The organism is Gemmata obscuriglobus (assembly GCF_008065095.1).
GTDB lineage: Bacteria > Planctomycetota > Planctomycetia > Gemmatales > Gemmataceae > Gemmata > Gemmata obscuriglobus.
The window spans coordinates 5,392,367-5,414,097 of record NZ_CP042911.1 but is presented as its reverse complement, the minus strand read 5'-3'; the positions used below and the strand labels follow the sequence as shown (position 1 = coordinate 5,414,097).

The window sequence follows — 21,731 nt, the reverse complement described above, 5'->3', positions numbered from 1 at the left end:
TTGCACTATTGCACCCCGTTCAACCTCGCAAGGAACGTCGCGATGCCCCGAATCTGGCTGGGCACTTTCCTGGTCGCGGCCGTTAGTGCCCTGGCCGGGTGCCGCGCGCAGAAGCCCGCCCCTCCCGCCCCCCCTCCCCCCCGCGTGACCGTCGTCCGACCCGCCACAACGCCCGTGCGCGACTACTGGGTGTACAACGGGTACCTGAACACCACCGAATCGGTCGAGGTGCGCTCGAAGATCCGCGGGTTCCTCACCGAGGTGCTGTTCAAGGAAGGGACCGAGGTCGCCGAGGACGCGCCACTCTATACGATCGACAAGCGCGAGTACAACACGGCGGTGCGGAAGGCGGAGGCGGAGCTGCTCAAGGCCGACGCCGAGATCAAAACGTGGGAAGCCCAGATCGAGCAGTCGAAAGCCGACCTGGAGCGGGTCAGCGGGCTCATCAAGGTCGCGTCCGCCTCGAAAGCGGACCTCGATCTCGCTAAGGCAACGCTCGGGGTTCGGGTCGCCGAGTTAAAGGCGGCCGAAGCGAACCGCGACGCCGCGAAGGAAGCTCTGCACTCCGCGAATCTGATCCTGAGCTACACGGACATTAAGGCGCGGATCCCGGGTCGCATCGGCCGCACGCACGTCCACCGCGGGAACCTGATCCAGGCCGACACGACGCTCATGGCCACGATCGTTCGCGTGGACAAGTTGTACGTCGAGTTCGACGCCCCGGAGGCGGACTACTTTGCGGCCCAAAAGGCGCGGATCCGGGCGCACCCGTCCGGGGATGTGGCCGACATCGAAATCGGCGTCGGCGACGAGCGCGACTTTCCGCACCGCGGCACCCTCGACTTCCGGGACAACCGCGTCGAAACGGCGACCGGCACGATTCACGTGCGCGGGACGCTCGACAACCCCCTGCTGGCCAACAACGTCCGGCTCCTCTACCCCGGCATGTACGCCCGGGTGCGCGTGCCAAAATCCGACTACACGCAGCAAACCGTAATCCCCGAAGATTGCCTGCTGAGCGGCCAGGAGGGGCGGTTCCTGTTCGTGGTGGCCGCCAACAACGCGGTCGAGAAGCGAATCGTCACCGTGGGGGCGCCGGTGTGGAAAGCGCCGCCGCCCGAGCCCGGCAAGGCGCCGCCCAGTTGGATCGCGGTCAACCCGACCCCGGCGCCGCCCGCGGAGGGCCAGCCGCCCGCCCCGAGCCGCCGCCCGATCAAGTCGATCGTGGCGATCACCGCCGGGCTCTTCCCACAGGACCGTGTTATCCTCGACGGCCTCCAGCAGGCCCGCCCCGGCGCCCCGGTGGCGCCGGAGGAGTGGAACCTGATCCCGCCCGCCGAGCCCAAGAAATAACCTCCGCAGCCTGTTGATCCGGGCAGCCGCGCTCACTCCTGGCCGCCGCGGATCAACACGTGCTCCTCGTCTCGCCCCTCCCAATACACACACCCGCCGCATGATTTCGAACTTCTTCATCGACCGGCCGATTTTTGCGAACGTGCTGGCGGTCATCACGCTCCTGTTCGGCGCGGTGGCGCTGTACCGGCTCCCGGTCGAGCGCTACCCACCGATCACCCCGCCCACGGTGGTGGTGAGCGGGCTGTACCCCGGGGCCAACGCCAAGGTGGTGACCGAGACGGTCGCCGCCCCGATCGAGCAGGAAGTGAACGGCGTCGAGAACATGATGTACATGTCCTCCACGTCCTCGGCCGACGGCTCGTACTCCCTGACCATCACGTTCGAGATCGGCACCAACCTGGACGCCGCCCAGGTGCTCGTGCAGAACCGGCTCAGCATCGCCGAGCCGCGGCTGCCGGAGGAGGTCCGCCGCCAGGGCCTCCAGGTGCGCAAGCAGTCGTCGGCGATTATCCTGGCGATTTCGCTGACCGCGCCGCCGCCGAAGGATCGGTACGATCTGACGCTCGACCCGAACTCCCTGAAGGCCACCGGCGCGGCCCCCGAGCACGTGTTCGAGGCGGTCCGCGCCGCCGGGGCACAGGTCGAACCGCATCTGTCGCACGTTACCGAGATCGCGGCCGGGGTGATCGCGGCCGGGGCGACCGGCACCGCACCCGCAACCGACTTCCCGCTGTACTACCGCATCGCCGTTGCAGACGACTTCGCCAACGACGGCCCCGCAGGCGCGGACAAGCTTCGCGCGCTGACCGTCCGCCCTCCGGGCCGCCCGCCGGTGCCGCTGACGGACGCGGCCCGCGTGGACACCCTCCCGGACCCCTACGACGGGCTGTTCCTCTCGAACTACGCGACCCTCAAGCTGCGCGACGAGCTGAGCCGCGTGCCCGGCGTCGGGGACGTGCTGGTGCGCGGGGTGGGCGCTTACTCGATGCGGGTGTGGCTGAACCCGGACAAGCTCGCCGCCCGGCAGCTCACGACCGAGGACGTGCTGGCCGCGCTCCAGCGCCAGAACGTGCAGGTCGCGGCGGGTCAGGTGGGGCAGCCGCCGAACCCGTCCGGGCAGCGGTTCCAGTATACGGTGACCACGCTCGGCCGGCTGCAGGATCCGGAGCAGTTCAAGAACATCATCGTGAAGTCCGGCGCGGCCGGGCAGATCGTGTACCTGCGCGAGATCGCGGACGTCGAGCTGGGGGGCCAGTCCTACGACTCGTTCGCGTCCCGCAGCGCGTTTCCGGCGGCCAACATCTTGATCTACCAACTCCCCGGCTCCAACGCACTGAACGTGGCCAAGGGCATACGGGCGGCGATGGAGAAAGTGAAGCCGACGCTCCCGCCCGGGGTGGAGTACAGCATCCCGTTCGACACCACCAAGTTCGTCGAGGCCGCTATCGACGAGGTGTACACCACACTGTTCGAGGCCGGGGTGCTGGTGCTGGTGGTGATCCTGGTGTTCCTCCAGAGCTGGCGCGCGCTGTTCGTCCCCGCGACCACCGTGCCCATCACCATCATCGGCGCGTTCGCGTTCATGCCGTTCCTCGGGTTCTCGGTGAACCTGCTCACGCTGTTCGGGCTGATCCTCGCCATCGGCATCGTGGTGGACGACGCGATCGTGATCGTGGAGAACGCGAGCCACCACATCGAGAAGGGGATGACGCCGCGGGCGGCGACGATCCAGGCGATGAGCGAGGTGACCGGGCCGATCATCTCGATCACCTTCGTGCTGATCGCGGTGTTCCTGCCGACCGCGTTCCTGGGGGGCATCACCGGACAGCTCTACAAGCAGTTCGCGCTCACCATCGCGGCCACCGCAATCATCAGCGCGGTGAACGCCCTCACGCTGAAGCCCGCACAGTGCGCCGTGTGGCTCAAGCCGGTGAAGAAGAAGGGGCTGTTCTCGCGCGCCTTCGACGCGGTGTACGGGCCGGTCGAGGGCGCGTACGCGTGGAGCGTGAAGTGGCTGCTCCGCGCGTGGCCGGTGACTCTGCTGGGGTTCCTGGCGCTGGCGGTGGGCACCGGCGTGTGGTATCAGCAGACCCCGCAAGGGTTCTTGCCGGACGAGGACCAGGGGTACATCGTCATCGCGGTACAGTTGCCGGACGCGGCCAGTATCGACCGCACCCGCGAGGTGACGGACCGGATGAACACCGCCCTGCGGAACACGCCCGGGGTGGAGAACTGGTTCGTGCTGGGCGGGTTCTCGCTGCTCGACGGCACCGCGGCGCCCAACAGCGCGACCGCGTTCGCGGCCTGGAAGGACTGGAAGTACCGTAAGGACCCGTCGCTCAGCCAGGAGGCGCTGGTGGCCCGGCTCCAGCGCGAGTTCGGCGCGTACCGCGACGCGATGATTCTGGTGCTGGTGCCGCCCTCGATCCAGGGGCTCGGGTTCGTGGGCGGGTTCCAGATCCAGATCGAGGACCGCGAGGGCGTCGGGACCGACGTGCTGCAGGAGCGGGCCAATGCGGTTGCGGCGGCAGCGGCTCAGCGGCCGGAGATTGAGGGCCGCCAGACCCGCAGCACGTTCCGCGCGGGCGTGCCGCAGATCTACCTCGACATCGACCGCGAGAAGGCGGAAAAGATGGGCGTGAAGGTGGACGACGTGTTCAGCACGCTCCAGGCGAACCTCGGGTCCGTGTACGTCAACGACTTCAACAAGTTCGGCCGCACCTACCAGGTGCGCATCCAGGCGGACGCCCGGTTCCGCGGCGACACGGACATCATCAAGCGCCTGGAGGTGCCCGGGCGCGAGGGCGGCGTGAACCCGGACGGCTCGGCGCGGACCGGCCCGCGCCCGCGGGTGCCGCTCGGCACGCTGCTCGCCGCGGACGTGGTGATCGGGCCGCAGTCGATCATCCGCTACAACCTGTACCCCACGGCCCAGATCCCGGGCCGGGCGAAAGAGGGCATCAGCTCCGGCGAGGCGATCGCCGCGATGGAAGAGGTGGCGAACAAGGAGCTGCCGCCGACGATGGGCTTCGAGTGGACGGCGCTCTCGTACCAGGAGAAGCGGTCGAGCGGGTCGGCGTTCGACCTGCTCGGCAAGCCCATCACCGAGTCGTTCATCGTGTTCGGTCTCGCGGTGCTGATGGTGTATCTGGTGCTCGCGGCCCTGTACGAGAGCTGGCTGCTGCCGTTCGCGGTGATCCTGGTGGTGCCGCTCGGGTTGCTGGGGGTGGTCGCGGCCGTTAACACGAAGGCGTGGCTGCACGACAAGTACCCGTCGATCGCGTCGATGGACAACAACATCTACACGCAGATCGGCGTGGTGCTCATCATCGCGCTAGCGTCGAAAAACGCGATTCTGATTGTGGAGTTCGCACGGGAACTGCGTCTGGCGGGCCGAAGTGTCCGGCAGGCGGCACTGGACGCCGCTAGGATGCGGTTCCGGCCCATCATCATGACCAGCTTCGCGTTCATTCTCGGCGTGGTGCCGCTGGTGTTTGCGACGGGTGCCGGGGCGGCGAGCCGGCAGTCGCTGGGCACCGCGGTGTTCGGTGGGATGATCACCTCGACGGTGCTGGCGGTGTTCTTCGTGCCGGTCTTTTACGTGGCGATCCAAGGGTTCATCGAGCTGATGAACGGACCGCCGAAGCCGCCGGGCGAAGAGCTGGCGGTCGCGGCCGGTCACCACAGCCACCAGAAGGCGACGGAGCCGGTCGCCGAGGTCCCGCCCGGGCCGCCCGAGGGCGCGCCGCACGAGCACCGGACCCCGCCCGACGCTCCGGCGGCACCACCGGTCGAACCAGTGGTGCCCGAGCCAGACGCCCCGGCGCCGGCCGGCAGCGTGCAGAAGCAGCCCTGACCGCGGCCGACCGGTCGAAGCGAATGCCAGTGAGCCCGCGCGACGAGTAAAACGCTCGTCGCGCGGGCTCACTGGCATATCGGAGCTTGGGTCGGCACCCATGACCGATCAGCCGACGTAAACGCCGCCGGTAAAGCTGGCGCTGCCGGCGAACAGGCTGCTCACTTCCAAGCCGTTCACGAACACCTTGACGTGCGGTCCGGCGCCGGGGCCGGCACCGGTGAGCACCGCCGTCTGACCGTTTACGACTGTGGTGCCCACGCGGACCCCGCCACGGAACCCGGCGTCGTAGGCGAAGAAGCTCTGAAGCAGCGACCCGTCCGACGCGCTGAACACCTTCACGTGCGCCCGGGTGCCCGGGCCGGTGCCGGTGACGATGTCATCGCGGCCATCACCGTTCACGTCTCCGGACGCCACGTACACCCCGCCCCGGAACCCGGCATCGTATGCGAGGAAGCTCCGGAGCAGGACCCCATCGTTGCCGCTGAGCACTTTCACGTGTGGTGTGGACCCGGGGCCCGAGCCGGTGATGATGTCGTCGAACCCGTCCCCGTTCACGTCGCCGGTCGAGACCCGCACCCCGCCCCGGAACCCGGCGTCGTAGGCGAGGAAGCTCTGGAGCAGGGCCCCGTCCTTGCCGCTGAACACCTTCACGTGCGGGGCCGCCCCGGCATCCGCGGCGACGACGATGTCTTCGAACCCGTCACCGTTCACGTCACCCGTCGACACGAACACCCCGCCCGAGAACCCGGTGAACGCCAGGAAGCTGTACAGCAGGGTGCCGTCGGCGGCGAACACCTTCACGTGCCCGCCCGCGGCGCCCGCGCCCGCCCCGGTGACCGTGTCCGCCAGGCCGTCGCCGTTCACGTCCCCGGCCGCCACCCGGATTTCCCCGCCGAACCCGGCGAACGCGGTGATCGGCGTCCCGGGCGCGCCGGTCGTCGGGTCGATCGGCCGCACCGTGCCGGGCGTGCCGGGCGTGCCGATGCTGACCACCGCCGGACTGGTTCTGTCGTCGTTGGTGATGGTGCCGGTGCCGGTGCCGGTCGCGATCGTCGCGTTGATGGGGTTCGACAGGACCACCGTGAACGTCTCGTCGGGCTCGATCACCGTGTCGCCGATGACGGTGACGGTGACGGTCTTCGAGGTCTCGCCCGGGGCGAACGTGAGCGTGCCCGAAATGCTCACGAAATCGTCGGTCGCGGTGCCGGGGGCGGTCGCGTAGTTGACGGTCACGGTCTGGCTGCTGGGGACCGACAGCGTGACCGTGAAGGTGAACGGCGTCCCGCCCGTGTTCCCCTCGGCGGCCGTCACGTTGCTGATGGACAGCGTCGGAGGTGCGGTCGAGATGACCACGTCGTTCCCGGTACCGCCGACGTAGCTGATCGTGAAGGTCACGCCGCCGCTGGTGAAGGTCGCGCCCTCGGCCAGCCCGTTGAAGGTGCCGGTCACCGCGTCGGCGCCGTCGTTGGCGATGAGGGTGAAACTGGTGCCTGCGACAGGCGTAAACCCGAGCGTTACGGCCAGGGTCGCGCCGGTCACGTCCACCGTGCCGGTAACGGCCGCCTGGTCGTACCCTGAGCCGACCGTTGCGCCGTTGATCTCGGGGCTGAACGTGGCCCCGGTCGGAAGGATCAGGGCGCCGGTGTTGATCACGCCTGGGGACGTGCCCGGGGCCAACGTCGCGCCGGACAGCGCCGTCACCGCCGGAACCGTACCGGTCCCGCCTAATGTGGCCCCGTTACTCACTTGCACGCCCGAACTGGTAGCGATACTCCCGGTGACGAGTGTTGTGCCCGCGGACACGACGGTGGAGCCGGTGAACGTGTTCGTGCCGGTCAGGGTGAGCGTGCCGGTCCCGGCCTTGGTGAGGCCGCCGGTGCCGGAGATGACGCCCGAGGCGGTGACCGCGGCCGAGGTGTCGACGGTGGCGGCGCCGGTCAGGGCGATGTCGTTGTCGATGGTGGTGGCCCCGGTCACGGCCAGGGTGCTGCCGGCCGCCAGGGTCACGGCCCCGGTGCCCAGGTTCCCGTCGCCAGCCACGCTCAGCGTGCCGGCGCTCACGGTGGTGGTGCCGGTGTACGTGTTGGCGCCCGACAGGGTCAGGGTCCCGGTCCCGACCTTGGTGAGCCCGTTGGCCCCGGAGATCACCCCCGAGAGGGTGACCGCGGCCGAGGTGTCGACGGTCGCGGCGCCCGAGAGCGCGACGGCGTTGTCGATGGTGGTGGCCCCGGTCACCGCCAGCGTGGTGCCGGCCGCCAGCGTCACCGTACCGACGCCCAGGTTGGCGTCCGCGGCCACGCTCAGCGTGCCGGCGCTCACCGTGGTCGTGCCGGTGTACGTGTTGGCGCCCGACAGGGTCAGGGTCCCGGTGCCGTCCTTGGTCAGGGCTCCCGTGCCGCTGATCACGCCGGAGAACGTGGTGCTCGTGTTGTCGCCCCCGGCCGTGAGGAAGTTCACACCGAGCGTCACGTTCCCGGCGCCCGCGAGCGAGCCAATGCCCTCGTCGGCGCTCAGAGCCAGTGTGGCCCCGGCGCTGACGGTAACGGGGGCCGTGTCCGCGATCGCCGAGTTGCCCGCGAGTGTCAGGGTGCCGCTGGACACGGTGGTGGCGCCGGTGTACGTGTTGGCGCCCGACAGGGTCAGGGTCCCGGTGCCGGCCTTGGCGAGCCCGCCGGTACCGCTGGCCACGCCCGAGAACGTGGTGCTCGTGTTGTCCCCGCCGGCGGTCAGAGTGAACGCGCTCAGCGTCAGGTTCCCGGCCCCGGCCAGCGACCCGACGGTCTCGTTCGCCCCCAGGGCCAGTATCGCCCCGCCGCTCACCGACACCGCGCTCCCGTCGTCCAGCGCCGCCCCGCCCGACACGCTCAGGGTCCCGCCCGATACCGTGGTGGCGCCGGTGAACGTGTTCGTGCCGGTCAGGGTGAGTGTGCCGGTCCCGGCCTTGGTGAGGCCGCCGGTGCCGGAGATGACGCCCGAGGCGGTGACCGCGGCCGAGGTGTCGACGGTGGCGGCGCCGGTCAGGGCGATGTCGTTGTCGATGGTGGTGGCCCCGGTCACGGCCAGGGTGCTGCCGGCCGCCAGGGTCACGGCCCCGGTGCCCAGGTTCCCGTCCCCGGCCACGCTCAGCGTGCCGGCGCTCACCGTGGTCGTGCCCGTGTATGTGTTGGCGCCCGACAGGGTCAGGGTCCCGGTGCTGCTCTTGGTGAACGTGCTTGCGCCCGAGATCACACCGGACAGCGTGACGGCAACCGGGGTGTCGACCGTACCCGGGACGCCGAGCAGGATGGCGTTGTCGATGGTGCCGGCGCCGGTGATCACCAGGGTCGGCGTCGACTGGTTGAAGTTGATCGTCCCGGCGCCCAGGTTCGAGTCGCCGGCCACGCTCACCGTACCCCCGTTGAGGTTGGTGTTGCCGGTGTACGTGTTGGTCCCGGTGAGCACGAGCGTCCCAGCGCCCGACTTGTCGATCGCCCGCGCGCCGCCAGTCTCGGAAATGACTCCGGACAGCGTGACTGTGAGGCCGGTGCCCACGTCGATCGGTGTGGTGGGGGCGTTGAGGACGATGTCGTTGTCGACCGTGGTGGTCCCAGTGATGGTGAAGGACCCGCCGCTGAACGTGAGCGCGCCGCTGCCGAGGGCGTTGTCGTTCGCCACGGCCAGGGTGCCGCTGGCTGCGGTGATGGTGCCGCTGAAGGCCGCCTCGTTATTGGTGTTGGTCAGGGTCAGGGTGCCGGCCCCGAACTTGGTGAGTCCGGCGCTACCGGAGAGGATGCCCGAGGCGGTGACGGCGACCGAGGTGTCGACGGTGGCGGCACCGGCCAGCGCGATGTCGTTGTCGATGGTGGTGGCCCCGGTCACGGCCAGGGTGGTGCCGGTCGCCAGGATCACGGCCCCGGTGCCCAGGTTCCCGTCGCCCGTCACGCTCAGGGTGCCGCCCGACACCGCGGTCGTGCCCGCGTACGTGTTGGCGCCCGACAGGGTGAACGTCCCGCTGCCCGCCTTGATCAGGTCGCCGAGGTCGCTGATGACCCCGGAGAACGCGGTGCTGCTGTTGTTCGCCCCGGTCGTCAGAATGAACGTGGCGAGCATCAGGTTCCCGGCCCCGGCGAGCGACCCGATGGTCTCGCTCGCCACCAGGGTCAGGGCCGCCCCGGCGCCCACCGTAACCGCGGTCGCGTCCCCCAGCGCCGCCCCGCCAGCGAGTTGCAACTCGCCGCCCGAAACGGTGGTGGCGCCGGTGAACGTGTTCGTCCCTGACAGGATCAAGGTCGACCCGCCGGACTTCGTCAGCGTGGCCGCACCAGCAATGTCCAGCGAAACCGCGCTCGAGCCCGTGGCCGTCGTATCCGTAACCGCGGTCGTCACCGTGACCGGTTGTGTGCCGGTGATCGTGTAACCCGGGTTCGTGATCTGGATCTCGCTCACCGTCAGCGCCGCGATGTCGTTGTTGCTCGTTAAATTCGCGCCGGCGGTGCTGTCGAACACCAGAACGTCGGTCGGCGAACTCGGGACGGTCGTGTTGGCTGCCCCGTCGTTCCAGTTGCCGGAGGTGTTCCAATTCGTGTCCACCGCCCCGGTCCACGTGAACGTCGCGGGGACCGTGCGGTCTTCGAGGAGCGCCAGTCGCAACAGCGCCCGGGCACGGGCGGGAGAGGAGCGGAGCGATTGCGGCCGCCGGAGCAACGCGGAAAGGAGCGCCATTTCTGACCTCGAGCTTGGGAGTGGGGGGCGGCCGCTCGGGCCGCTAGCAACGGATAGACGATCGCACTCACAACAGGCGACAATATCGCGGATGTGAGATGTATTGATCGTTTTTTATCGCGGCCTGAATCATACTCCTGAGCGCGAGTCCGGTTCCGAAGAGCGAATGGGCGCGCGGCATCGGCGCTGGACAATTGATTGCGAGTCGGGAATGGTGATTCAGTATCCGCGAGAAATGTGTTTTAAGCTGAGTAAATACGGTGAGCAAGTAAAATGGGTAAAATTTCATGTTGTGCAAGGAAATCGTCAGCGGGTTGAAATGATCGTGATCTGGGGTTGGCCGCGTGTGCCCGTTCGGCGCAGAGCTTCCCGCACCCTCGCGGCCGCTTGCTCACACGCCCGCGGCAGTGACGGAACCGGTAGAGAAGGTACAAGGTGAAGCACCCGCGCCGCAACCGGCCGCAGACTCTTGCCACTCAGAACGGCAGGCCGGGAAACGAAGCGGCCCCGCACGAAAACGGCAAACCGGCTGACGGCACGGACGCAACGCCGGCCGGACCAAAGGAGCCACCCGCCACACAGTGCGGGTGACAAGCAAATCGCGTTTCAAACAGACGTGTGCCGCGGAGTGGTCCGCGGCACGGCCATTTTCTGGGTGGTGATTCGACTGACAGTAATGACTACACAGCCGCACGAAGTGTCAACGTGCGTTGAGGTGATTTCTGGGAGACGTGGAGAACGTCACGAAACGTTGAGTGCTCTGTGTGGGGATCGTTCGATAGGAACCTCAATGATTACGAACTCGCGCGGTACACCGGCGCCTCTTGCCCTGCTATTTCTCTAAACTCAAGAACCGCTGGTTTTTGTCGAATCGTCCGGTGAAGGCCTTATCCTTCAGGTAGTTCGCGCGGGTGTGTCGCGCGACGCCCTTACCGGTGACCGCCACCAGCATTTCATCCGGGTGCAGTTCCGAGGCGAGTTGAGCATCCTCGCCCAGGATGACCCGCCAACTGTTCCGCGAGGCGTGCCCCGGCACACCGAACGCTTGGAGCACCGCGGCGTTGTTCACCAGCGCCTCCCAGTTGTTCGGGTACAGCTTCATCATCTGGCTCAGGTCCTGCCAGAACGTCCAGAGCTGTAGCCCGTATCCGCGCAGCAGGGACACGGCTTGCGGGAGCAGGTCGAGCGAGCCCAGTTGCGCCGCCTCGTCCAGCAAGAACAGCGTTCGCCGCTTCGGCAGGCGCGTGCGCCGCATCACCACTGTGAGCAGCGTCACGACCCACAGCCGCAGGAGCGCGCGGTGGCTGTGCAACTTCTCAGGCGGCAGCACCAAGTAAATGGTCATCGGCTTATTGTGAAGCAGATCGTTCAGATCGAAAGTCGACCGCTCCAGGCACCGCGACACGGCGGTGCTGCCGAGGCACTTTACGAAGGTGGTTGCGGTGGTGCGGATGCACGGGCGCGTCTTGTCCGACGGGGCGGCTAGGTACGCGATGAACTCGTCCCGCGCGAGGGGGGACATGGTCTTCTTGCGCGTGTCGAGCGCCACCGCGAGCGTGTAGTCGAGGTCGTCGTTGTAGAGCAACTCGCGAAGGGTGCAGAGGTTCCGCTTGTCCGGCGGTGAACTGGTCGCGACATCGGCCACGAGGCCGGACACGAGGCCGCGCCCGGTGTCCTCCCAGTAGCGGTCGGTGCTGAACTCGTGCCCGACCGCGAGTTGGGCGGCCAGCATCTCGGCATCGGACTCGGGATCGGACCCCGGCACGCCGAAGAGGTCAAAAGGGTTGAGCTTGTCCCCCCTGTCTTTCGCCGTGACGAGCCCGAACGGGTCGAGAACGACCACCTGCTGACCCAACTCACGCCGGTACCGCGCCGTGACCTGATAGTTCTCGCCCTTGATGTCCGTAACGATAACCGAGCCGGGGTACGTCAGCAGCGCGGGGATGATCGCCCCGACCCCTTTGCCGGCCCCCGTGGGGGCGATGGTGAGCAGGTGCCCGTCGCCGGCGTAACTCAGCGCTTTCTCGACTTGTCCCGAACCGGTCCCGGATTTGAACCCGAGGGTGGGCTTGTAGCTGGTGCCTTCCCAACCGAGAAACACGGCGGACCCGTCGTCCGGTAGCGGGGAGGCCGTGCGGCGCCTTTTCCGGGCCGGCCGCACGGCCGGTGTGGGACCGTCGGTCGGTTCGGTGGGTTCGAACATGGGCTGCTCCTGCTTGAGCGGCACGGCGGCTCTCCGGGTCCGGGTGACGTTAGTTGCGCGGCTCACCCATCATACGCCCGCGGGGCGCTCGATTTGACCTCATTCCGTGGCGGCAGTGAGTTCAGGTGTCGGCATCGTCGGCATCCGGGCTCGTACCGCTGTCAATGATGCCATTCCAATGCCATTGTCGCGGTGATAGAAGGAGCACGGCCCGGCGAGTCGAAAACCGCCGGGTCGTGCCGCACCGGCCGCTTGGTTATTTCGGTTTGTGCTTGCTGTGGCACCCGCCGCACGACATGCTGATCGTGCTGATGGCCGCGTTAGTGGCCTTAGCGTCTTTGTCTTCGGTCCCCTTCAGGATCTTTTGGGTCGTATCGGCATACTTGTCGGTCAGGGCCTTCCACGACTTGTCGTCGCCCTTCGGCGGCTTGTTCTTGCCGATCGCGGCGCCCAAGATGTTCATGTCCTTGGCGTACTTCTGGGCGTCCTCCCACTTGCCGCCCTTGACCGCTTCCTTGACCTTGGTGATGTAACCGTCCGTCTTGGCGTGCCCCTTCTTCATAATCTCCGCGATTTCCGGCAGTTTGTCGTCGGCCGGGGCCGCGGTGACGCTCCCGAACGCGAACAGGACCGCTGCCGCGCCGAGGGCGGCGAACAGGCTCGCCCGAATCAGCTTCTGCATTGAAACACTCCTGACAGACACGGCCGCCGACCGGTTCGGGCGACCGTCACCCGGGCCGATCGGCGGAGTGTATTGGCTCCCGTGGGTGCGCCCCACGGGGCAAACGCTCTCGGCTCGGACCCCGCTCGGGGTCCGAGCCGAGATGCGGACAAACTTCATTTTCAGGGTAGCCAGTGGCTCGCGGCAGGGATCGAACCTGCCGCCGACTGGACCGCCGTCGCGGCGCCCGGTCGGATCGTTTCCAATCACCGAGAGTGTGGGGTTCCTCTCACAGAATCACCTCTCGCGATCCGTTCGCAACGTCGGTGGCCGTGAACATCGGCCTCTCGCCGGTTGAGACGCGAGCCGTTCGTGTGGTATTCACGGGAACCCGCGCGAACAGCGAGAGCGCTCCGTGCGGGAGCGGCGTCACCGGTTCGGCGGGAGTGTCGGGCACCGCGGGGGAGGGAAGGGCGGTGCGTGGAGAACGGCGGTGGGCGTGGCGGACCACCGCGCCGCTTGCACAACGGGGGCGAGCGAGAGTACCACGATCACGCCGCTCGGGGGCGGTGCGGTTGGCTCGCTCGTGGCGGCTTTCGCTGGCTTCTCGCAACGGCAGTTGTTGCCGGCGGTGATGCGGAGCGGTTCTCGTGCGGCTGGTTTGACGGTGGGGCGGGGTGATTCGTCTTTTGCTGATGCGCAACACGAGGACTTCTTGACCTTCGGGGCGGCCTCCCCGCAACGTTTGGCCGCCGGCACTGGCGGGAGTGCTTTGGAACAGCAGCACCCTGAAAGGGCCTTCTCGACCGCACCGCAGGCGCACGACCCGGCCGCGCACCCGCCAGCGCCACCGGTCCGCAACTGCGCTGCCAATGGGTGCGCGACCGACGGCGCCACCTGGCCCAAAAGGGCCAGGGCCGTCAGCACGAACCGCAGGGTGGGGGAGCGCAGGCGCACGAGGGTTCCCGTCGGGAAAGTCGGGACGAGTCTAGGGCCGCGGCGCAGCAGAGTCAAGCACCAATTCGCGTTGCGCCGGCCCCACCCCTACCACCACCGCTCGGGGCGCGATATGGTGACACCGTTCGACATTCCCTACCGGTCCCGCGGGCCGCCCCGACCTTCCGGGCGCGCGAGCGCGGGAGTGACCGTCATCAGGTGGCCCCGCGCCGACCTTCCGGCGACCCGGCGGGACCACACCCCATCTGCTCCGGGTGAAACCGATCATGACCCCTTGGCACCGCAACGAGTACGTCCTCAAGGGCCTGTTCTTCGGTCTCTGGATCTTTTTCGCGCTCCAAGTGCCCACCAGCCCTGCCGAAGCCTGGCGGGACATCGCGTGGGTGCTCGGGTGGGTCGGCACCGGCCTCGCCGTGGGACTCGCGCTGGGCACCGGCCGGCTGATGCGGCGCGGCGTGAAGCCGTGGGACAACTGGAAGGCGTTTCCGCTTCTGGTGCTGCTCGAGAGCCCGGTGTTCATCTACTCGGGCATTATGATCGGGCTGACCGCGGGCGTGCTCTCGGGGCGCGACTTCGCGCAACCGTGGGCGCAGCCGCTCGCGGAGCTGTTCGGCTTGAGCTGGGCCGAGATCAAGCACAACCCGCCCGTCGGCGATTGGCTCGGGTTCTGCGCGGTCGGCGGCGCGGTCCTGGGGTTCGGCTTGTACCGGATGCGCCAGATCGAAGACGGGATGTGGCGCCTGGCGGCTGGTGCCGGCGCAGCGGCGCTGCTGGTGTACATCGCCTCGACGTACCTCCTCGACATCAAGGTGTCGGCCAACGACCCCGCAGACCCGGACAAGTTGGTCTCGTTCTTCGCCAGCCCCGAGGCGCGCCAGAACCTCGGCATCTACTTGCTGCTCGGGTTGCCCTTCTTCTACCTGCTCACGTTCAGTGGGGAGGCGGAAGAGTCCGAAGTGGAGATCATGACCATCTGCGCGGGCCTTGGGGTGGCGCTGCACCTGCTCGGTTTCGCCACGGGGCTGCCGGGGGTGAGCGGGGCGGCTCCGTTCCTGCTGCCGGTCACCCTGTACGGGGTGTACGCGATCCGCATTCTCCCGGGGCTGCGGGTGTTCAAGCACGTCCTCCGCGGGTTCAGCTACATGCACCACGGGCAACTCGGGCTGGCGCTCAAGTTCTTCCGGCGCGCGCTCGAACTGAACCCGAACAGCGAGCTGGCGAGCGAAGGTATGCGTCAGCTTCACAACGGTATTAACCTCGTCACGCTTGAGCGTTACCCCGACCTCATCGCCGATCTCGACTTCAAACTCTGCCTGGACCGCGCGACCGCGCTACTGATGACCCCGCCGACCCCCGCCGGGCGCGAGGAGGCGGGGCGGTTCCTCGAACTCGTCGAGCAGAAGAAGCCGGTGTACCTCGCGCGGGTCGAGTACCTGCGGGCGATCGCGTTCGTCCACTCGAAGCAGTACGACGCCGCGGCGGAAACACTGGCACGGCTGCTGAGCCCCGAAACCCCGGGGTACCACCCCGCCGTGCGCGGCCCGCTGCTGTTCGACGCCTGGTCCCTCGCGATCGACGGCCCGAAGGGCCTCTCGGACCGACTGGGGTGGCGCGAGCTGAACAAACCCGGCCGCCGCATGGAGGCGATCGGGGCCGTCGAGCGCAAGCTCAAAGCGGACCCCGGTAACGATAAGGCGAAGGAGTACCGCACCGTCTTGTACGCGGAGCTTCAAGAGGGCGAGTTCGTCGCGGCCGTCGCGACCGCCGGGGCGCCGGCGGATTTCAGCTACGAGTACGTCGAGCAACTCGGCTACCAGCTCGCCGACGACAACGACCCGGAACGTCGCGAGCGCGGGCTGGGGTACCTCCGGATGGCGGGCCGTGGGCTCCCGGACCGCGCGCCGGGGATCTTCAAGAAGTTGTCCGATGTGGCCGAGAAGTACGGCGACGCCACGAGCGCCAGAGGGTGCCTCGAACAGATCAAGATCAGCGCCCGCACGTTCGGCCCGCGTAACCTCGCGAAAGAGCAGCGGGAGATATACCTGAACGCCCTGCGGCGGCTCGCCTCAACCGCGGAAGCCGAGGGCGACGCGATCAAGGGCCAGGCGGACGCAGCCGAAGCCGCGGGCGACCGCGCGGCCCGCGAAGCGAAAGACGCCGAAGCACGCCCGTATTACGAATCGGCGGTCGCCGACCTGCAGCTCTATCGCGACGACGGCGGCGGGGCCGTTCTCGAAGCCTACCGCAAGATCGCGGAGCTGTACGGCAAGATGCGCGGCGTGCCGAACCACACGCTCAACGCCGTGGTGAACGTCGAAGCGGCCCTTGCGTACAGCAGCCTCGACGCCGACCTGCTGCGCAAGAAGGACTCGTACTACTACTCGGTCACGGTGGAGCAACTGACCGCGGCGCGCGAGCGGGTGGGGAAGTGGTTCGATGTTGCGTACTGCGTAAAGAAGGCGATGGCGGTGCTGAACCGGGCCGAGGCCGACGCCGACCTGCTCGACTGGGCCACGCACCTGACCCGGCTCGCCAAGGTGATCGAGCCGACCAGCAACCGGGTGCGGCTGGTCGAGGCCCGCTGCCTGCTCCGGGTGGGCAACCGCGACGGCGGGGTGCAACTCCTGGAAGATGTGCGCGAGACCGCGAAAGGGTCCGGCGACGAAGAGGAGGCGTGGTACAATGCGACCCGGCTTCTCGGACAGTTGTACCTGGAGGAGTTGGGTCGACCGGATCTTGCGCTGAAAGCGTACTCGGACTACAAGGAGTACCACAAGAGCGGGGCCGACACGCTGTTCAACATCGCCAGGTGCTACGAGGCGCTGGGCGACCCGGCGAACGCCGCGAAGTTCTACAACGCGGTGACCGCGTTTGAGGAGCACCCGAAATACTGGGAGGCGAAGGAGGCGCTGACGCGCCTGAAAGGATGAGCGCGGGATTTGGGTCCGGGTTTGAAGGCATGGCTCATGTGACCGCCGGGCCGGGCATCTTCTGATACACGGTCCAGGTAGTTGTGCCTGTTTCTTGTGGGACGAACCTTTTTGTCCGTGCGGCGCGAGACGGCAGCACCGACAGGAAGGTTTGTGCCACAAGGGTATCAGCCCAAGACGGGCACTCGCAACCGATCCGGCGGTGGCAGTGACACGCCCAGCACTTCTTGTCGACAGATCTTTCTGCTCGCGACTATCGAAAATATCTAATAATCACTGTTTCTTTTCGGGATCGGCCTTCGGCGCGGCACGTGTCGCCCGGACACGGGTGCCCCTCTGGATTTTGGCATTTGTGAACGGTATGGGAGCCGGCTGGGGAAGCCGTGGCAATCTGGGAGGGATGCTGATGCCGACGCTGACTATAGAATACAGTACCGAATCCGAACGGTTGGCCTTGGAACAACTGCTGGGCTATTTCACGGACCTGAATCGTCTGGCCCAAGAAGCTCCCGACGGCACGGTCCTGGCCGCCTGCGAGAAGCATGCACTCGATCAAGGGCGCAAACTGTTGCGGACCACACTCGGTGCCGCCTTGGGTTCACGGATCGAGAAGGACGAGCAAAAAGGGGGCGCGCCCGCACCTGCGCGAAGACGCACCCCGGGCGCTCCAAAGGACCGCACACCCGAACGGTTGTGACCGCCGTTGGTCCGATTGAGCTGGAGCGGAGGTATTTCCACTGCCCCACTTGCGGGCAAGGCGAGTTCGGAGCCGATCGCGGGCTGGGCCTCAGCGGCTACGTCACCCCGGGCGCCTGTCGGATGGCCGTCTTGCTGGGCGTCCAACAGTCCTTCGCCAAAGCCGAAGTGACTCTGGCCGAGGTGGTCGGCTGGGAATTGGACGACAACACCATCCGGCAACTCTGCCACGCCACGGCGGCCCAGGCCACCGCCACCCGGCAACACCGCTCGACCGCTGAAGTCTTCACCCGAGCCCAAGCCGCGGCCAGGACCGAGCGGCCGGTGGACAGCGAGTTGCACATCGACGCGGGCAAGGTCAACACTGTGGAGGACGGTTGGCGGGATCTCAAGATGGCCGTTTTTGCCCGGCGCGAGCGAAGTGCGCCGACCACGGCGATGGACTGGGAGGGACGCGACCTGCCAACCCCGTTGGCGCGGTCGGTGATCGCGGCCGTGGAGGAGGCGAGCCTGTTCGGGAAGCGGTGTCACGACGAGGCCACGCGACTGGAGTGGACCGATTCGAGCCAAATGACGGTACTGGGGGATGGGGCCGAGTGGTTGTGGAACGTGTCCGAGCAGCACTTCCGTGACGCGACCCAGGTCCTCGACTTCTGGCATGGGGCGGAGTACCTCGCCAGCGGGGCGAAGGCGGTGTTCGGTCCCGGGGGCCAAGCCGCGACGGCGTTTGTCCGGGGCAAGTCGAAGCTGCTGGAAGACGGATATCCCCAGTGCTATGCACATCTTGGATTTGTATAACTGATTGCGGATTGCTGATTTAGGGTTTTCACTGCGACGAAATTGGGGTTAACCGAGTGGTCGTGGGACGCGGGGTGGTGCGGGGTCCGCGACCCGGGACATGGAGGTCACCGTGATTCTGCCACCTCATCAGCGCGTCCCACGCTCCCAACCGCACGCGCCCACGGACTTCGCGCGCCAGGTCCTGGAGGGCCTGCCACTGGCCCACGCGTCGCTCGCACTCTTCGCCTATGGCGTTCCCGACCCGGTCCTCGCGGACCTCTACGAGCGACATCGGGGACGCGGCTATGAGGACGTCGTGACCTTCGCCCAACTGGTCACCTGGATCTTCGATGCGCTCATCGAACACCAGGGCTCGGGGCGGCAGGCCCACCTGCGACGCCACCGGCAACCCGACGACGGGTGCCACGAAGCGTTCTACGGCAAGCTCCGGCGCATCCCCCGGGGCCTGAGCGAAGCGTTCCTGCGGGACGTCACCGACCGGTTCACCGCCCTGTTCCCCGAGGTCGTCGCGCACCGCCTTCCGACCTCCTTCGACCGCCTGGAGGTTCTGATCCTCGACGGCAAGAGTCTCAAGAAGGTGGCCAAGCGACTCGTCGACACGCGGGGCACACCGGGCAAGCTCTTGGGCGGAAAACTGCTCGTGGCGTACCGGCCCCGTGACGGGTTGGTGCTCGACATGGCGGCCGATCTCGATGGCGAAACCAACGAGGCCAAACTGATCCCCGATTTGATGCCCCGAGTGCACGCCCGAGGCGGTCCGGCGAAACTGGTGGTCGGGGATCGGTTGTTCTGTGCGTCGAAGCACTTCGCCGAGTTCACCAAGGACAATGGTCATTTCGTGGTGCGGTACGCGCGGACCCTGTCGTTCGAACCCGACCCGAAGCGCCCCGCGGTCACGACCGCGGACCCATCCCAACGAGCCGTGGTCGAAGAATGGGGGTGGGCCGGGAAGCCCAAGGACAAGCTCCGCCGGTACGTCCGGCGGATCACCGTCGCGCGCCCGGTGGGCGAAGCGATTACAATCCTCACGGACCTGCTCGATTCGGCCCCATACCCGGCGACCGATCTGTTGGACCTGTACCGCATCCGGTGGACCATCGAAGGCACGTTCCAAAAGGTGACGGCGATCTTCGCCCTGGGTCGGTTCATCGGTTCGACACCGGAGGCGACCGTGTTTCAGGCGTCGATGTGTTTCGTCCTCGCGAACGTGGTGCAGGTCCTCCAGGGCTATGTGGTTGCGAAGCGGAAGGTGACCATCGACGACCTCTCGACGGCGCAGTTCTGCACGGACTGGCATCGTCAGTTGGCCGCGCTCAAGGAGTTGGTCGAGGTGTCGATGATCGTGTCCCTGATCCCGACGGATCAGACGGCAGAGAGTGTGGGAACGTTGTTGGATCAGTTATTGGGCACGATGTGGAAGCCGGGCTGGGACAAGACACGCAACAAGGCGCCCCGTGCCCACCCGCACGCCGCGAAACAGAAGGGGGCACACACCTCCGTCCAACGGCGTCGACAAGCCCACAAGCCCAACGAGGATCCCTGAACTCAGTTGTGCACAGCACTGGGATATCCCGGGTTGGTGGACTGGATCGGAGAACTGACCGGGCAGATGCCCGCCGGAGGCGACGGAGCCGCCTTGGGCGGCGTATTGAATTACTTTTGTGGCCGACAGGGGCGGTTGAATTATGCGGTGCGTTTGCGGCGGGGGCAGTCGATTGGAAGCGGGTTGGTGGAGGGAACGGTTAAGCAATTGCTCAACATCAGAATGAAACAAACTGGGGCGAGATGGAATCTGGGGCATGTGGCACCGTTTGTCGAACTGGGGGCATTAGCAGCGGGGCCGGAGTGGAAGGGGTTTTGGGAAAACCAATAACGGGCCAAAATCCAGAGGGGCACCCCCCGGACACCAAGTGATTGACGTGTCGGGATTGGTCTGGTAAGGATGGAGGAGGTTTCATCTGTTCTTCACCTCTCTCCCGAGGTCGTAATGGTAACGTCCCTGCGCGTACGCCGTGCGTTCACGCTGATCGAACTGCTGGTGGTGATCGCGATTATTGCAATCCTGATCGGCCTCTTGTTGCCCGCCGTTCAGAAGGTGCGTGAGGCCGCCGCCCGGATGAGCAGCCAGAACAACATTAAGCAGACCCTCCTCGCGTGCCACAACGGGCACGACACGACCAATTACCTGCCGCCGGTGGTGTCGTTCTGGTGGAGCAACCCGACCAACTTTACGTATTCGAGCAGTGACTCGACGTTCTTCTTCGCGCTGCTCCCGTACTACGAGCAGGGCGCCGTGTCCAATAGCATCGGCAACTGGCCGGGGAGCGGACTGGGTCAGATCGGCAGCACCAGCCAAGCCGCGATGAGCATCCCGCTCAAACTGCTCGTGGCCCCGGCCGATTCGACCGGCGGGAGCGGGGTGTTCGCGCGCGGGTTCAACGCCGACTGGATGTGGGAGCCGGCCAAGAGCGCCGGCGGGGTGGACGTGGCCCTGTGCAGCTACGCCTGTAACTTCCAGGTGTTCGGGCGTCCGGGCCAGCTCCCGGCCAGCCCGGGCGACTGGCAGAACACGGCCGGCAAAAACAACCTGTCGAGCCTGACCGACGGCACCTCGAACGTCATCTTCGTGGCGGAGAAGCGCAAGGGGTGCGGCCCGGCCGGCTCGCCGAACGGGTCGGACACGTTCGGTACCGCCTGGGGCCACCCGGCGGACGACCGCTTCTGGCCGACCTTCGCCCGGTACCCGATCAGCACGTCGGTGGCCGTGGACCAGCGGCAGTTCCCGGTGCCGCAGTTCAACCCCACCGCCGCTCAGTGCGACAACAATCGCGCGCAGGGGCACAGCTCGAACGTGGTCCTCATCGGGCTGGGAGACGGCAGCGTTCGCTCGGTGTCGTCCGGCGTCACCCAGCAAACCTGGAGCATGGCCGTGCAGCCGCGGGACGGCGGCGTGCTCGGCAGCGACTGGTAAACGCCCCGGTCCGCGGCCCCGGCACACCGCCGGGGCCGCGTTTTAATTGGTATCCCTCCCGTTTCCTCTCCAGGCGCTCGATCCATGCGGTGTGTCAGGCTGTTCGTGCTCGGTGCGGCCGTTGTCGGAATGTCGGCGGTGGGGTGCTCGCCGCCTCCGCCGGCCAAAGAGACCGTCGTGACCGGTTCCGTCACCCTCGACGGCGAGAAACTGACGATGGGTGAGGTTTACTTCGAGGCCGAGGACGGGTCCGCCAGCGCCCGCGGTGAGATCGCGCCGGACGGCAACTACCGCGTGCCGTCCGCCCCGTTGGGGAAGGTGAAGGCCGCCGTTCGGACTTCCAATCACGCCCAGTTCGCGGCCCCGAAATCCAAAGACGGCAAAGCGGTGACCGTCGGCGGGCGCGGCGGCACCTTCGTCCCGGTCCCGAAACGGTATGAGGAAGTCGGTACCTCCGGCTTGACCTACACGGTCACCGCGGAAAGCGCCATCAACATCACGCTCAGTAAGAAATGACCGCGGCCCACCTCCGGTCGGAATAAATCGGCGCGGCTGCTGAGATCGTGAACCGGCTGCGGCGTCTCGTTTGGGGTTGA

At 67.1% G+C, this 21,731-nt stretch carries 9 protein-coding genes and 2 pseudogenes; 8 read left to right on the top strand and 3 right to left on the bottom strand.

Annotation, left to right across the window (positions count from 1 at the left end; all coding sequences use genetic code 11):
• Positions 1 to 42 precede the first annotated feature (42 nt).
• Positions 43 to 1,353, top strand: a complete 1,311-nt coding sequence (locus GobsT_RS22655) for an efflux RND transporter periplasmic adaptor subunit (RefSeq protein WP_010043035.1) — start codon at positions 43 to 45, stop codon at positions 1,351 to 1,353.
• 100 nt (positions 1,354 to 1,453) lie between these two features.
• Positions 1,454 to 5,212, top strand: a complete 3,759-nt coding sequence (locus tag GobsT_RS22650) for an efflux RND transporter permease subunit (protein ID WP_010043032.1) — start codon at positions 1,454 to 1,456, stop codon at positions 5,210 to 5,212.
• Positions 5,213 to 5,320: 108 nt separating this feature from the next.
• Here the strand turns inward: GobsT_RS22650 and GobsT_RS22645 are convergent, their stop codons facing one another.
• The 3 genes from GobsT_RS22645 to GobsT_RS22635 all read right to left on the bottom strand — a co-directional run bounded on the left by GobsT_RS22645 (position 5,321) and on the right by GobsT_RS22635 (position 12,801).
• Positions 5,321 to 9,916, bottom strand: a complete 4,596-nt coding sequence (locus GobsT_RS22645) for a beta strand repeat-containing protein (RefSeq protein WP_010038699.1) — start codon at positions 9,914 to 9,916, stop codon at positions 5,321 to 5,323.
• A gap of 832 nt (positions 9,917 to 10,748) precedes the next feature.
• Entirely contained in the window at positions 10,749 to 12,119 is a 1,371-nt protein-coding gene (locus GobsT_RS22640) for a type IV secretory system conjugative DNA transfer family protein (protein ID WP_148087840.1), read from the bottom strand.
• Between the two features lie 256 nt (positions 12,120 to 12,375).
• On the bottom strand, positions 12,376 to 12,801 hold the full coding sequence (locus GobsT_RS22635) for a hypothetical protein (protein WP_010038695.1): 426 nt from the start codon (positions 12,799 to 12,801) through the stop codon (positions 12,376 to 12,378).
• Between the two features lie 1,202 nt (positions 12,802 to 14,003).
• Here GobsT_RS22635 and GobsT_RS22630 point away from each other — a divergent pair.
• From GobsT_RS22630 to GobsT_RS22600, 6 genes and pseudogenes are all read left to right on the top strand, one after another.
• Entirely contained in the window at positions 14,004 to 16,667 is a 2,664-nt protein-coding gene (locus tag GobsT_RS22630; protein ID WP_010038694.1) for a tetratricopeptide repeat protein, read from the top strand.
• Between the two features lie 531 nt (positions 16,668 to 17,198).
• Positions 17,199 to 18,131: pseudogene (locus GobsT_RS22620) on the top strand (ISKra4-like element ISGob7 family transposase); the annotation flags it as partial.
• Between the two features lie 142 nt (positions 18,132 to 18,273).
• The gene (locus tag GobsT_RS22615) at positions 18,274 to 19,707 is read left to right on the top strand and encodes a transposase (RefSeq protein ID WP_162097345.1); all 1,434 of its coding nucleotides are present in this window, start codon (positions 18,274 to 18,276) and stop codon (positions 19,705 to 19,707) included.
• A gap of 21 nt (positions 19,708 to 19,728) precedes the next feature.
• Positions 19,729 to 20,037, top strand: a pseudogene (locus tag GobsT_RS22610) (hypothetical protein); the annotation flags it as partial.
• A gap of 114 nt (positions 20,038 to 20,151) precedes the next feature.
• Complete coding sequence (locus tag GobsT_RS22605) at positions 20,152 to 21,135, top strand: DUF1559 family PulG-like putative transporter (protein ID WP_010038689.1); 984 nt, start codon at positions 20,152 to 20,154, stop codon at positions 21,133 to 21,135.
• Positions 21,136 to 21,219: 84 nt separating this feature from the next.
• The gene (locus tag GobsT_RS22600; RefSeq protein ID WP_010038688.1) at positions 21,220 to 21,651 is read left to right on the top strand and encodes a hypothetical protein; all 432 of its coding nucleotides are present in this window, start codon (positions 21,220 to 21,222) and stop codon (positions 21,649 to 21,651) included.
• Positions 21,652 to 21,731 lie beyond the last annotated feature (80 nt).